12 protein-coding genes are annotated in these 13,936 nt (G+C 61.5%); 8 read left to right on the top strand and 4 right to left on the bottom strand.

Annotated elements, in window-relative coordinates; all coding sequences use genetic code 11:
* Positions 1-13 precede the first annotated feature (13 nt).
* The 3 genes from VGG22_06810 to VGG22_06800 are packed head-to-tail and all read left to right on the top strand — an operon-like array spanning position 14 to position 3,016.
* Complete coding sequence (locus VGG22_06810) at positions 14-697, top strand: Crp/Fnr family transcriptional regulator (GenBank protein HEY1728064.1); 684 nt, start codon at positions 14-16, stop codon at positions 695-697.
* A gap of 38 nt (positions 698-735) precedes the next feature.
* The gene (locus VGG22_06805) at positions 736-1,278 is read left to right on the top strand and encodes a hypothetical protein (protein ID HEY1728063.1); all 543 of its coding nucleotides are present in this window, start codon (positions 736-738) and stop codon (positions 1,276-1,278) included.
* Positions 1,279-1,315: 37 nt separating this feature from the next.
* Positions 1,316-3,016: a hypothetical protein gene (locus tag VGG22_06800; GenBank protein HEY1728062.1), complete on the top strand. Its 1,701-nt coding sequence runs from the start codon at positions 1,316-1,318 to the stop codon at positions 3,014-3,016.
* On the opposite strand, the gene VGG22_06795 is transcribed toward VGG22_06800, so the two are convergent.
* Positions 2,995-7,548, bottom strand: a complete 4,554-nt coding sequence (locus VGG22_06795; protein HEY1728061.1) for a translocation/assembly module TamB domain-containing protein — start codon at positions 7,546-7,548, stop codon at positions 2,995-2,997. The two genes, VGG22_06800 and VGG22_06795, sit on opposite strands and share 22 nt — an antisense overlap.
* Before the next feature lie 98 nt (positions 7,549-7,646).
* Here VGG22_06795 and VGG22_06790 point away from each other — a divergent pair, with 98 nt between their 5' ends.
* The 3 genes from VGG22_06790 to VGG22_06780 are packed head-to-tail and all read left to right on the top strand — an operon-like array spanning position 7,647 to position 10,364.
* The gene (locus VGG22_06790) at positions 7,647-8,444 is read left to right on the top strand and encodes a GDSL-type esterase/lipase family protein (GenBank protein ID HEY1728060.1); all 798 of its coding nucleotides are present in this window, start codon (positions 7,647-7,649) and stop codon (positions 8,442-8,444) included.
* 43 nt (positions 8,445-8,487) lie between these two features.
* Positions 8,488-9,570 (top strand): acyltransferase, encoded by a 1,083-nt coding sequence (locus VGG22_06785; GenBank protein ID HEY1728059.1) that lies wholly within the window; start codon positions 8,488-8,490, stop codon positions 9,568-9,570.
* Positions 9,567-10,364 carry an enoyl-CoA hydratase gene (locus VGG22_06780; GenBank protein HEY1728058.1) on the top strand — a complete coding sequence of 266 codons (798 nt, stop codon included), beginning with the start codon at positions 9,567-9,569 and terminating at the stop codon, positions 10,362-10,364. The genes VGG22_06785 and VGG22_06780 overlap by 4 nt, the downstream gene beginning before the upstream one ends.
* Here VGG22_06780 and VGG22_06775 read toward each other — a convergent pair.
* Both VGG22_06775 and VGG22_06770 read right to left on the bottom strand, forming a co-directional pair.
* On the bottom strand, positions 10,361-11,107 hold the full coding sequence (locus VGG22_06775) for an SDR family oxidoreductase (GenBank protein ID HEY1728057.1): 747 nt from the start codon (positions 11,105-11,107) through the stop codon (positions 10,361-10,363). The genes VGG22_06780 and VGG22_06775 overlap by 4 nt on opposite strands.
* Positions 11,108-11,112: 5 nt before the next feature.
* The gene (locus tag VGG22_06770; protein HEY1728056.1) at positions 11,113-11,349 is read right to left on the bottom strand and encodes a hypothetical protein; all 237 of its coding nucleotides are present in this window, start codon (positions 11,347-11,349) and stop codon (positions 11,113-11,115) included.
* Between the two features lie 36 nt (positions 11,350-11,385).
* Between VGG22_06770 and VGG22_06765 the strand changes: the two genes are divergently transcribed.
* On the top strand, positions 11,386-12,084 hold the full coding sequence (locus VGG22_06765; GenBank protein ID HEY1728055.1) for an SIMPL domain-containing protein: 699 nt from the start codon (positions 11,386-11,388) through the stop codon (positions 12,082-12,084).
* A 160-nt stretch (positions 12,085-12,244) separates the two neighbouring features.
* A complete protein-coding gene (locus VGG22_06760; GenBank protein HEY1728054.1) occupies positions 12,245-12,742 on the top strand; it encodes a hypothetical protein in 498 nt (165 codons plus the stop codon).
* Here VGG22_06760 and VGG22_06755 read toward each other — a convergent pair.
* Positions 12,739-13,866, bottom strand: a complete 1,128-nt coding sequence (locus VGG22_06755) for a homoserine dehydrogenase (protein ID HEY1728053.1) — start codon at positions 13,864-13,866, stop codon at positions 12,739-12,741. The genes VGG22_06760 and VGG22_06755 overlap by 4 nt on opposite strands.
* Positions 13,867-13,936 lie beyond the last annotated feature (70 nt).

Raw genomic sequence — 13,936 nt, 5'->3', positions numbered from 1 at the left:
GCCAGCGCAGGTTTTGAAAACGTTTCGGTCTGCGTTGCGTCGCACCGACGCTGCGTCGGGCGAAACGCTTTACGCTCCGCAGAAAACGATTCGCGAAGTCTATTTCCCCCTTAATAGCATCGTCTCGGTCGTCTCGGAAATGTCCGACGGCAAAGTCTCCGAGGTCGGAATCATCGGCCGTGAGGGGACGACGGGACTTCCTGTAGCGCTCGGGCAGTCGAGCGCGAATCATCGCTACGTCGTACAGGTTCCGGATTCTGCGCTGGTCATGTCCACCAAAACGTTCCGGACCGCCGTCGAGAAACAGCCGGATTTCGGCGCGTATCTCTTGCGATATGCGCAAGCAACGATCGTCGCTGTTTCGCAATCCGGTGCGTGCAATCGACTCCATCCGGTGAACCAGCGCTGCGCACGATGGCTGCTGATGGCACATGACCGCGTTGACGGTGATGTCATTTCACTGACGCATCACTTCTTGAGTCAGATGCTCGGTGTTCGGCGCGCCGGAGTAACCGTTGCCGCTTCCGCCTTACAGAAAGGCGGTTCGATCTCGTATATGCGTGGGCGTATTGCGGTCAAGGATCGCGAGCGCTTGGAATCAGGAGCCTGTGAGTGCTATGCCGTGGTCGAGCGAGAATGGAAAAAGATAATGGGATATACCGGCAGCAAGACGAGCGAGCGCGGCCTTCGGCGCTAATACGGGAACGGTTATGGGGACCGGGTACTGGAGGGAACATGAAACTACGCATCACGCTCGTTGCACTGATCGCGGCACTCGCGTTACCGGTGGCGGCACTCGCGCAATATTACAAGCCGGCCGGGGCGCAGATATCGGGGACGATCCAACAAGAGCTTCGCTCGAAAACCGCACAAGACGGAGACCGGTTCACGATGGTGACGTCGGGCGGTTCGACGATCTACGGACATCTCTCGCAAGTCGATCGCGCCAACATCGGACGCAAGGCGCATTTGAAGTTGAATTTCGACACGATTCGCTTTCCTGACGGATCGACGGCGCGCATCCACGCGACGGTGGTCGCCGTGCAGCAGCACAAACAAACCAACTACACGCGGGCTGCGGGAACGGCGCTCGGCGGCATGATCGCCGGCAATATCATCGGCAAAGCGCTCGGGGTCGGTATCGGCGGAGCAGTCGGGCTGGTCGGCGGCGGGTTGCTGGCGGCCAACACCGCAAACGACATCGATATTCCAGCCGGGGCATCGGTCACGATTCAACTGACTCGTCCGATAAGTAGCGGACATCCGCAAGCTCGCTAGCTAGGAAACCAAAAGGGCAATAGCCTACCTCGGGGAGATGCGTTCTCCCCGAGCTCTGCTTTTCATATTCGCGCTGACGTTTGCGATCAGCGGCTGCATCGGAGGACACGGCGGTAATCCGAGCGTCTTTCCGCTTGTCACGCCGACGCCGTCGCCGTCTCCCGCGCCCACTGCGACGCCAATACCGGGATTAACGTCGCTAAGTGTGACGAGCGCGTTGATCGGAACGAACGTGAACGAAACGCTCACCGGAGCGAATTTCATGAGCGGTGCGACGATCAACGTCAGCAGCGGCGGAATTACCGCAAGTAACGTGGTGGTGAACAGCGCAACTTCGATCACGGCAGATTTCTTTGTCGATGCGGAAGCCTCGACGGGAACGCACAATGTTACGGTGACGACTGTGGGCGGAACGACAACCGCGCAAACATTCACGGTGACGAACACCGGTGCCGTTGTCGTCACGCTTGGGACTGATACGGTTCCGGGAAATCCCGCGGGCAGCGGCGCAGGCGCTGCCGGCGATTTACGTAATGCGATTTTGAACGCGGCTGCGGGAAGCACGATCGTTTTTGATAACACGGCGATGTGCAGCAGCCCGGTGTGCACGATAACGCTCGCCGGTCCGTTGCCGCCGATCATTCAAAATCTCACGATCGACGGCGGTTATTTCGGTCACATAACGATCGACGGTGCGAGCACGTATCGCGCGTTTTGGGTCGACACCGCAAGCGTGACGTTGCAGAATTTGCAAATTCAGAATGCTGCGGCGAACGGTGGCGCAGGCGGAGCAGGCAGCTCCCTCGGTGGCGGCGGTGGCGGCGGAGCCGGCCTCGGCGGTGGATTGTTCGTCAATAAAGCCGGCGCGACGGTCAGCGTCGTGAACGACTACTTCTTGAATTGCAGCGCGGCCGGCGGCACCGGCGGATCGGGATCTCAGGGGACCGGCAATGGCGGCGGTGGGGGCGGCGGCCTCGGCGGCGCCGGTGACAGCATCTCGACCGGCGGAGGCACCGGCGGCGGGGGCATTCTTGGTGCCGGTGCGGCTGGTGGCGTGGTGAACGGCGGCGCCGGCGGCTTCGGCGGTGGTGGCGGCGGCGGCGCATTCGGCGGGGTGGCTGGGCTCGGCGGTGGTGCCTACGCCGGAAACACCGCAGGTGCGTCCGGTTCGACCGGCACTGGTGGCGCGGGCGGCGCCGGTGGCTTTGGCGGTGGCGGAGGGGGCGGCGGCCTCAATCTCGGACCGGGCGCGGCCGGCGGCTTCGGCGGCGGCGGAGGCGGCGGAGGCGACGCGAACGGGGCCGGCGAGACGGGTACGTCCGGGGGAGCGGGCGGTCCCGGTGGCGGCGGCGCCGGTGCCGGTCAGGGTTTAGTTGCTGCAAACGGAACCGCCGGTGCGGGCGGCTCGCTTTCGACGATCCATGGTGGTAACGGCGACAATTCGAATAATGCCGACGGCGGCGGTGGAGCTGCCGCGGGTCCGGCAATCTTCGTGAACAACGGTACGTTAGCGACATCGAATAGTGGCGCGAACGGCTCCGCGACGACGGGGGGCGCGGCCGGCGGCGGCACGGCTACCGCCGGCGGGCACGATGCAACGCCGGTCTACAATAATACGGGCAACGTGAATGGCTCGCCGGTCGCGGGGCCCGTCGCAGGCGCGTTGCCGAATGCGACGCCCGCACCGACAAGTGTCACGCGGAAATCCGCGACGACTTATTTGAAGCGGCGCACGTAGTTCACGCTAAAGCCTTGCTGACCCGCAAGCGGTTGCTGGGCTTGTAACGAGATGTTCGAACCGGGTTGTGCGGCGAGGTAGGCCGGAAAATATCCGAAGCCTTCTTCGCCGTATGTGCTGAAGATCGAGAAACGTACAGAACTATCATTGTTGATGCGCTCGTCGGCGCCGAACGTCGAACGCGACGGGAAGCCGTACGTTGATGCAAAGAAAACCGACATGTTGTTCCCGATGCCTTTTTTGACTTGCGCCGAGAAGCCGCCCTGTCCGGCCAGATCGTAGTTCAATTGAACGTTCTGCAATCCGAGTGCGCTGCCCAAGCTCCCCTGCAGCGGTTCGAGCAAATTACGTGCGAAAAGACCGTTGATGTAGCCTTGTCCCGCACCTTGTAAGAACGATGGCGGTTGCGGACCGTTCGCCGTTTGCAGTCCGTTGATCCCGGCCAGACTCGGCCCGCCGATCATCAGTGCGATGATCTGTGCTTGATCGTACGGCGGGTTCGACGTCAACTTGAGATCCAAATGCGTCGCTGGTCCGCTCACGTGCAGTCGAACGTCGGCTGTGGGCTGCGAGAGCAGAGTGGTAGCCGTCGCATTGACGTTGGGAACAACACCGCTGCCGTTCCATGCAACGACCGCATGCTCGAGATTAAAATCGCGATACATGTTAATCGTGCCGCCGGTCGACGTCATCGAGCCGGTGATCTTCGGATCGGCGAGCGTTCCCGCGAGAGCGATCGAACCCGCCGCCCCGACATCCACGCCCGCGCCTTGCACGCGCACGTCCCCCCCAAGCGCAACCTTCACGTCGAGTCCGAGCGCGGGCGGCTTCGCGGTGCCGGGTTTGGCGAGCGCTTGCGCGATGACCGCAGCGGCCGGAATTCGCGTGTGGGATAAGGCGAGCGTGCCGCTAAGCTGCGGAATGCCGGTTGCGGCTTTGACCGCCGACAGCGTGCCGTCGAGTTGACCGCTGAAGTATTTGGGCAGATTGAAGGCGGCGCGCGTTGCGGACAGCGCAACGTAGTACGTTGCGTCATGCGCTGGATCGCGCAGGTTCGGAACGTTGAAGTTGCCGTGCGCTTCGAGTGCGCCGTTCTTGCCGACGGTGAAGCGCGTGTCGCTCAGCGTCGCACGGGTCCCCGAAAATGCGAGCTTGGCGGTGCCGTGCGTTAGCGGCGTGGATTCGATCGGCGAAGAGTACGAAACGTTGGTGAGACCCAGTGCTCCGCCGAAAAGCGGCGCCACGTTCGTGCCGCTCAACGTCACGTTTCCCGCGAGCATGCCGCCGAGCTTCGTGCCTTTCGGCAGTAGCGGGGCAAACTGCGCGAGATCGATCCCATTGGCCGTGACATGCCCGCTCACCGGCGGATCGATATTTTCGCTGATCGGCAGCTGGGCGGCAAAATCGGCGCTGCCTTTCTGGAACGTTACCGAACCGCTGCGAACGTCAATTGTCTTGCCGTATGCGACGATTTCGGTATGCGCGTGCGGCAGCTCGAAATTGTTGTACGTGAAGCGCGTGAGATCGACGACGTCGTCGAGGCGCGGATCGTTCAACGTGCCGGTCGCATGCAGCGTGGTGCCGGCGGCGCCGTGATACGTAACCTTCTTATGCGTGATCGTCGTGGCCAGCGCGCCGACGTCTGGGCTGGTCGCGTGCAGTGTCATATCGACGGGCGAGTCCTGGTCAAATCCGAACGTGCCGCTTGCGTCCGCAACGAGGTTGGGAATTTCGAGCTGGGAGCTGACGATGCGCCCGCGTCCGTTGCCGGCGGTCGCCGAGACGGTGAATCGTTGTATCGGAATCTGATTTACGATGCCGTTGTGCAAAGTTGCATTCGCGCTCATCGCAACGGTGCGAATCGGTCCCTTTGCGATCGCATCGGCGTCGACGCGACCGAGTATCGGCATGTTGATGCCGGCTGCCGGCAGCCAAGTCTCCAGATCGACGTTGCGAATGCGCGCGTTCGCGTTGACGTATGGGTCGCCGTCGTTGACTTGCGCCGTCGCATTCAGGCTTACGCTGCCGCCTTTGCCGATGACTGTGCCGTTTGCCGCGATTTGGCTTCCCGAGGTGTTCCAACGCGCGTTGGCCGTTCCGAGCGAAAAATGGCGGAAGCGTACGCCGGCCATCGTGAGCCGTCCGCTCGATGCAAGACCGGCGTCCGTTTCGTCAACGTTGGCTTTGAGTGAGCCTTCGCCCGCAAGCGTTTCTGCCACATCGAAGTAATCGTTGAAGTCCGCGAGATTCACGGTACTACTCGACACGCTGAGCGCTCTGTGTGCTGCGCCGACATTGGCGGCGAAGTTCAGTCGCGTCGAACCGACGACGATCTTTCCGCCGCTCGTCACGATATTCGAGACCGTTCCGCTGAAGCGCGTCCGGCCGGAAAACGCAAGCCCGTTGATCGACGCGGCGGGAATCGTCACGTTGCCGGCAATCGACGGATTCTGTCCCGAGCCGCGCACGCGCGCATCGGCGTCGATCGAGCCTTCCGGATACGGCAGATGCAGACCGGCCGCTTTTGTGAGCAGCGCGATGTCGGCTTCGCGCATCTGAGCGTCGACGTCGTAGTTCGGATGCCCGGAGCGCAAACCGGTTACCGTTCCATTTGCGAGGCCGATGCCGCCGCCGAGTGAGACGGCCGATCGCACGATCTGCAAGCGATCGCCGCTGTACGTAAGATCGGCGTGGCCTGAGATTTTTGTGCGATCGACGCGTGCGTCGGCAAGCGTCGAGAGTGACATGGTGCCGCGAACGTAGTCGCCGAGCGCGAGCGCTCGATCGATGTCGACATCGTTGACGTGCGCCGAGCTGACTGCTGCCTCACCACCCAGATATTCGAGACCTTTGCCATGCTGCAGTGCGACGGCGTGCGTGCTCAGTGTGCCGTTGAGCGACGGGAACGGTTTGGAGGCGAGGCCGGGTAACGTCGGATTGATGCCGGGGTGCACGACGAAGTGATGCGCCGCGACGAAAACGGCATTCTCGTTCGATGGACGGTTGAGGGCGACGCGCGCATACAGCATCTCGCCGGAGGGCCCGTCGATCGTAACCGGACCCGCGGTGCCGGCCCCGTTCGGGTCGACGCTTGCAATTGCGGTGAGGCGTTGCGTGCGGTTCGCACCGTCGACGACGCCATCGAATCGCACCGCGCGGTCAACGCCGCTCAGTATGGCGACGCCGCGCAGCGGCATATGCGGCACGACATGCGCAACGTAGGGGAGCTGATCTGAGGAGCCTGCCACGCGCGCGACCAGCTCCGTGCCGATGTGCTTGCCGAACGTCACGCTTCCGCGCGCGCCGACGTCAAGCGGGCCGTAGCGCAAACCCGCATCGATGATGTCGAGTTCGGAGCCTTGGAGTGCGATCAAACCGTGCGCGCGCGTGGCGCTCAGATTCGCATAGTGAATCGCCGGCGACGAGAACGTCGCAAGAACGAGCGGATTTTCGGCGTGCCCTTCGGCCAGCATCGTAAGTGCGAGCTTGCCGCTGATTGGACGGTTCGCGATTTGGGCCGCGACGGTCCGCAAGCGCCCGAGCGGCGCCGCGATCGAGATCCCGAACCGCAACTTCGGATTCGCAAAATCGTAAACGCCGCCGGCGGCAGCCACCGGGATTCCGGCCAGCCTCGCATCCAGGCGCGGCATCGTCATCACATCGTCACCGATCAAGAGATCGCCGTGGGCGTTGCGCAGGGGCTCGCGCAAACTAGCAGCCGAGATGTTTGCGTCTTGGAGAGTCGCGTGACCGGCGACGTGCGCGTGGAACGACCCGTCGCGATCCTGCAGGCTGAACATCCGGAAGTCGATGCCGTGCAGATCGCCGCTCAAGATGCTGACTTGGTGCGTCGGGATCGCGAAATCGAGCAGCTCCGCAACCGGAAGATCGGCAGCAGTCCAGTGCGCAGACTCGAAACCTTCCGGGTCATCGAAGATGGCATAGCCCGAGACGGGGTATCGCCGCCCGCCAACCGCAATCGCGAGACGTGCATTATAGGAAGAGCGGCGATTCGGGGCCAGATCGGCGTCGGCGTTGATTCCGATCAGCTCTTCATGCCGCGCCTTTGGTGCGATGCTGTAGTCGTCGATCATCGCAACCGTGCCGCCTTGCAGTTTGAAGCGCATCCACAGCGGCGGCTGCTGCTTTTGCGGACCGCGCGGCAACGAGATTGGTTTGACGTTGTAGGTTCCGTCGGCGTGATGAATCAGCGTGATGTACGGTCGCTCGATCGTCGCGTTCTCGAGCCCGAACCGTCGCTTGCCGCGAGCAAAGTCCATGAGCGAATAGCGCAGATAGACGCGATCTGCAGTAAGCACGGGCTCGCCCGCAAGATTTTGCACGCGTATGTTCGCGATTTTCGCGTTGCGCAGCCCGATGTCGAAGCGTTCGAAACTGACGCGGTAACCGTACGAACGCACGAATGCTTCGACGACACCCTTGGCAACGGCATCGTGCGCAAAGAAAATTACAGCGACAACGACGACGAGCGCCGCGACGATCCCAGCGAGGATGATCTGAAAACGGCGCATGGTTACTGCGGTTTACCCACTCTTAACGGGCTCGCGCACGTTCGAATGGGACGTTTGTAAGGAGAAGCACGTTATCTCGGAAGAAAGTGTATTCTCGCGTGATCTTGCTTTGGAGAGGCGTCTTCAGCCTCGCCGCCTTCTTCGTTGTCCTGGCAACCGCTGGCTTTCTTGTAAAGCCCGCGATTGCTGATGCGCCCGTGCGCATCATGGCGCTCGGCGATTCCATAACAGCCGGCGTTTCCGCGGGTGGCGGCCCTTCGTCCGAAGGCGGCTATCGAGGCACGCTCGGCACGCTCTTGTCGCACAACGGCATCAATGCGGAATTTGTTGGAACGCGTCACGACTATTCGGCCGCGATCGCGAACCGCGAGCACGACGGGTGGCCCGGCTACGTGTTGCGCTCGTTTCCCGCCGATCCCGGACCGGGGCAGCTCTACGGAGCGCTAACCCGTCGCGCGATGACGCGGGAGAAACCCGATGTCATCTTATTGATGGCGGGCACGAACGATTTGATTCGCCTAACGCATCACGTCCCGGGATACACGATGCCGAACGTGCTCGAATCGATGAATTTATTGCTCGGTGAAATTTTCAGCATCGATCCGCACGTGCGCGTGATCGTCGCGCCGGTTGTTGCGAGTCCAATTGTTTCAACTAGTGATTTGACGGCGTTCAACGATGGTATTAGACCGATCGTCGCATCATACGCAATCCGCGGCGCGCGCATCACGCTTGCGAATGCGATGGCAGACGCCGTACCGCGCGACAGCACGCACTTTCCCGATACCATTCATCCGAGCGGTGGCGACGGATACGGTGACGTCGCGCGCGCATGGCTGGGCGCCCTCGAGCAAGTAAGCGGGCAACAACCCGTTCCGGTCGCCGCCAAGCAGTAGCTCCCAACCTTAGAAAACAGCGTTTCGTGGGAACGACACGCCCGTGCCGGGACCTGGTGAACGATTGCAGATTCTCGACGGGCTGCGCGGCCTCGCAATCGCGCTCGTCGTTTGGTATCACGTGTGGCTGGTATCCGGTCTCTCGGCCGGCGCGATCAACTTCATCGCCGAGGCCGGGTTTCTAGGCGTCGATCTATTCTTTTTCATCAGCGGTTTCTGTTTGTTTTATCCCTATGCCAGGGCCCTGAGCGAAGAAAAGCCGATGCCGACGACGCGCCGATTTTTCTTGCGGCGCGCGGCGAAGATTCTGCCGTCCTATTTGTTCGCTCTGTTCATTTTCACGATCGTCTATCGCGATCGCTTCGCCTCGACGCCCGACGCGCTTGTCGCGCTGCTCAGCCATCTGACGTTCTTGCACACGTTCGATCCCGACACGTTCGGTGCGATCAGCGGTCCGCTGTGGACGATCGGCGTCGAGGTGCAATTCTATTTCCTTTTCCCGCTGATCTGTATTCCGTTCCGAAAGCGGCCGCTCTTGACGTACGGCGTCATGGCGATTGTCGCGGAGTGCTTTCGCGGCGCGTTGACGGCGACGCACATGGACACCACGTTCTGGGCCTTCAATCAATTGCCGGCGTACATCGACATCTTCGGCGCGGGTATGTTCGCTGCGTATGCGTTCGTCGTCGTGCGGCGCGTTGATGCCAAGCTGAATCGCTCGACGCTTACCGCGATCTCCGTCGTACTCGTCGGGATCGCGATCGCCGGGCTCGCCAAGGTCAGCGCGATCGATCAAAGTTCCGGTATCGATGCGACCTACGCGTGGGTTAACGAGCACCGGATCCTGATCGGGCCGCTGTGCATTGCAATCGCGGTGTCGACTGCGTTCTCGGGCAAGATGTGGCGAGCCACGATCGCGACGCCGGTGCTGGTATTTCTCTCGGTGATTTCCTACAACTTATATCTCTGGAACCTCGAGATCGCAGTCTGGCTGCACAATGCGGGGCTCGCGCCGGCGACGGCATTTGTGCTCTCGATCGTCGCGGGGCTCCTCGTCGCAAGCGCCATCACGTATTGGATCGAGCGCCCGATCTTGGTGTATAGTAGCAGCGGAGGGCTGACATGATCGCCGACGCTCGCACGTTCGTACGCCGCACCGTCGTGGAGGACGGAATCGCCGAAATTACGCTGGATCGTCCCGAGAAGCGCAACGCGCTTTCACTCGAGGTGATGCGGACGTTGATCGCCGAGCTCGACGCCATCGGGCGAGACCATTCGATTGCCGCCGTTCTGGTGCGGCACGAAGGGCCGGTGTTTAGCGCCGGTCACGATATTCGCGAGATGATCGGCCGCGACGTCAGCGCCTATCGCGAGATCTTCGACGTGTGCAGCGATCTGATGCAGAAGATCCAGCAGATCCCGCAACCCGTCATCGCGGAAGTTTCCGGGATCGCGACGGCGGCGGGATGTCAGTTCGTCGCCAGCTGCGATTTGGCGATTGCTTCCGACGATTCAAAGTTTGCGACGCCGGGCGTGAAGATCGGACTCTTTTGCACGACGCCGATGGTCGCGCTCACGCGCGCAATCGGACGCAAGCGTGCAATGGAAATGCTCGTCACCGGCGAGTTCGTCGATGCGAAGACGGCTGCTGAGTGGGGCCTCATCAATCGTGCCGTGCCGAAAGATAAGCTTCATGATGAGGCGCTCGCACTCGCGCGCAAAGTTGCCGAGGCCAGCAAGTTCGTGATCGGACTCGGCAAAGCGGCGTTCTACGCGCAGATCGATCTCGATCAACCCAAAGCCTACGCCTACGCGAAAGAAGTCATGAGTATGAATGCGCTCGCCGCCGACGCCCAAGAAGGCATGTGCGCCTTCGTTGAAAAGCGCCCGCCGCAATGGCCGGAGCGCAACGGAGCCTAAGTTCTCGGCGCGGGAATCCAGTTGTAGAGCGCAAGGCCGCCATCGACGACGACGGTCGTGCCGGTAACATACGCGCTAAAACGATCCGACAGTAACGCAACTGCCATTGAAGCGATATCCTCGGGCGTACCGGTGCGGCCGAGTGCGATCATTTTTTCGAGCGCAGCGGTGTCGGCTGCAAATCCGCCGCCCGGAATAGCGCCGGGTGCGATTGCGTTGACGCGAATGCCGTGAGGGCCCAACGCGCGCGCAAGTTCTTTCACGATCATCGTCTCGCCGGCTTTGGCCGCACTGTAGTGCGGGAGATTGCGCGGTGATTCGGCGTGGAGCGACGTCACGAACAACATCTTGCCGCGGATTTGTTCGGTGATCATCTGTTTTGCGATTGCCTGACCGAGCGCGAAACCGGAACGCAAATTGATGTTCACCATCGCGTCCCATTCATCGGAGGTTACGTTCAGCACCGTTTGTGACTCGCGGCGCGGCGGTGAGGCGGAATGGACAAAGATCGAGATTCTTCCGAGCGCGTTCATCGCAGCATCGAATGCGCCACGTGCGCCGGCATCTGTCGACAGATCGGCTTGAATGAACGTCGCCCCGATTTCGGAGGCGACGTTGCCGCCGCGCTCGGCGTCGATGTCGACGACGGCGAGCTGTGCGCCTTCAGCACGAAGCGCACGCGCGATTCCGCGTCCGATTCCGGACGCGACGCCCGTGACGAGTGCGCGCTCTTCAGAGAGCAGCGGGCTCAGATGCCGCGTTCTCGGATGCTGCGGACGGGATGGATCGGTTCTATCGGCTCGATTGCCCCCAACGGTTCGTCAGGAGTACCTCGGCCGTGCCGCGCCGCACGTGCTAGACGATAGCGTTCGATCGCTTCGCGAAGCCCAGGTTTCACGAAATCTTGCTTCTTGACGCGACGCTCGGGACCCCACGGGGCCTCGTTCGTGTCCTCGTCTTTCTGATCGAAGTGCCGCGGTTCCATGACGTACTGACTATACTACCCATCGGGAGAAAAAGTATGAGAGCTCGCCTATTACTCATGGCTTCCTTACTGTTGTTGGCCTCGACGGCAAGCGCCTCGGGGCAGATCGTCAGAGCCGGCGTTTCAGTGCCGAGCAGTTCATCGGCCGGCGGGATAACCGTAATCGGCCGGGCGTCGATTCGATTGCGACCTGACGTGCTTCGGTTCACGGCGCGATTCAGCTTGCGTCCATCCTCAATGGATGCATTGCTCTCGCAGATCGATACCGTTACGCAGGCATTCGCGAAGGCAGGCGTTGATGTGAACACGCTCTCGCGCGACGTCGGACCGATCTATGCGCAAAACCAAGCCATCGAGCTGACGATCAACGGGTCGGCCCGCCCGGCTCCCGCTGCGCAGCTCGCAGCCACGTATCAGAATGTAATGACGTCGGTTGCGAACGTAAGCGGATTGGCGTTTCAGAATTTAAGCGCAAGCTATGCGCTCCAAGACTGCGCTGCTGCGGAAGAACAAGCGCGAGTTGCCGCGATAGCAGATGCGCACCGCCGAGCCCAGGCGATCGCCCACGACGAGGGCGTGGGTCTCGGCGATCTCTTAAGCGCGTCGGAAGCAACATACGGCGCGTGCCCGGTTCAGCAGAACGTTCAGAACGGCGCGCTCGACATGTCCGCGCAACCGATGGTGACGCTCACCACGCAGCTGACGGTGACCTACGCCGTGCGCGCACGCACGTAAGTGTCGACAGTCTAGAGGCGTTATATTGGGCGTTTGCTGGTAAACTGCAATTGCGGAGGTGCCCATGCACTTATCTAGGGGAGCCGGCATATGCATTGTTCTTGCATTGTTGCTGCCCGGATGCGGTGGTAACGCTTCAGGTCCCAAATTATCGATCGGAATGTTGGGCGCGGAGTCGCTCACGCAGGTCGTGTCGGCGAATGGTACGGACGTTCCACTTCCGGCATGTAAGGGGACATCGGGAGCCGTCTCGTTCCCGCAAAGCAATATGCCGGGCAACGTGTCGGTTGTGCTCAATGCGACGTATTGTGTGCCGACGCCGGGAGTCTCCACGTCGGGTTCGTCGACGACGGCTCCGATTGCGTATTGGACGGTCTATTTCATTTCTTCTTCGCAGCAGCCCATAAACGGAACGCTTACGATGAAGGGCGATCTGTTGCTTTCGTATCCGAACGGATCGTCAAGCACATCGTTGCAGATTTACGGTGGAGGCGAGACGTGCGTCAGTTTCGGCGATTGTTCGAACGCGACGATCCAAACAGGGTTCGTAGTCACTTGTCCCGCGAGCGTGCAAAATCAGAGCACAGTTTACAGGTGTCCGCCGTTTTCGATGCTACTCGGCGAAACGTACAGTTTTGCGATTCAGTCTTCGAGCTAGGCCTCGAACTCGAACACGGGCAGATCGCCCTGTCGCGAAAGCGCCGGCACACGCGGAGTAGTTTCACGAAAGTCGATCGGAGCGACGGATTGCGCTTGCCAGCGAGCACGACGGCGCGCAATCTCGGCCAGATCGGCTAGCACGGCCGAAGCCGTAGCGCTGCGGCCCGCACCGTGACCCGAAAATCGCAATGTGCCGGAATGGGTGCCTAGCACGCGCACCACGTTCTCGGGCCCGCGCAAGCGCCCGAACTCGTGATCCTCCGGCACCAGCACCGGCGAAACCATTGCTTCGATGCGCTCGCCGCTGCGCCGAATCAGCGCCAGCGGCACGATTGCCGCGCCAAGCTTGCGCGCATCGGCAAAATGTTCGGTCTTGAGCGTGCGGAGCGACGTGCGCAGAATCTGCGCGTCGTTGATGCGGCAGCGAAATGCGAGCGGTGCGAGGACGGCGAGCTTGCGCGCGGCATCTACACCGTCGAGATCATCGCTGGGATCGATCTCCGCATAACCTGCTTCTTGCGCGCGCCGGATTGCATCTTCGAGCGTACTTCCGTCGCGCATGGCGTTGACGACGAAATTCGACGTACCGTTCAACACGCCGGCGATTTCGATGACATCTTCGGCCGAGAGAATCTCGCTGAGCGTTCGCACGACGGGAATCGCGCCGGCAACCGACGCCTCGTAACGCAGTGCGGCATGATTTTGCTGGGCGATGAGCGACAGCGCCGCGCCGTGCGCTGCGATCAACGCTTTGTTCGAGGTGACGACGTGCTTGCCGGCGCGGAGAGCGGTTTCAACGAACGAGCGCGCCGGTTCGACACCGCCGATTGCTTCCACAACGACGTGCACGTTTTCATCGCCGATCACGTCATTCGGGTCCGTCGTGAGTAACGGGATCACGGCTTCAGGTTGACGCGCCTTGTGCAGATCGCGCACGAGCACGCGGCCAAGCCGAACCGGGACTCCGAGCAGCGTTTCCATCGTTAGGAGTCGTGCAGCTACGCCTCCGCCGACCACGCCGCAACCGAGCAGACCGATCGTCATACCGGCGGTCCGTAAACCGAGATTTGGAACATCCTTGATTTTCTGAGCAGCCAGCATCACGTCAACCCCATAAAACAAAACCGCCTCGCACAGAGGCGAGGCGGCAATTTTTCGGTCTCTCCCGATCTCAGCGTACGCTGAATGCCGC

The sequence above is a fragment of the Candidatus Baltobacteraceae bacterium genome, from assembly GCA_036489885.1.
In the GTDB taxonomy this organism is placed as follows: domain Bacteria; phylum Vulcanimicrobiota; class Vulcanimicrobiia; order Vulcanimicrobiales; family Vulcanimicrobiaceae; genus JAFAMS01.
This window is presented reverse-complemented; position numbering and strand designations above follow the sequence as displayed.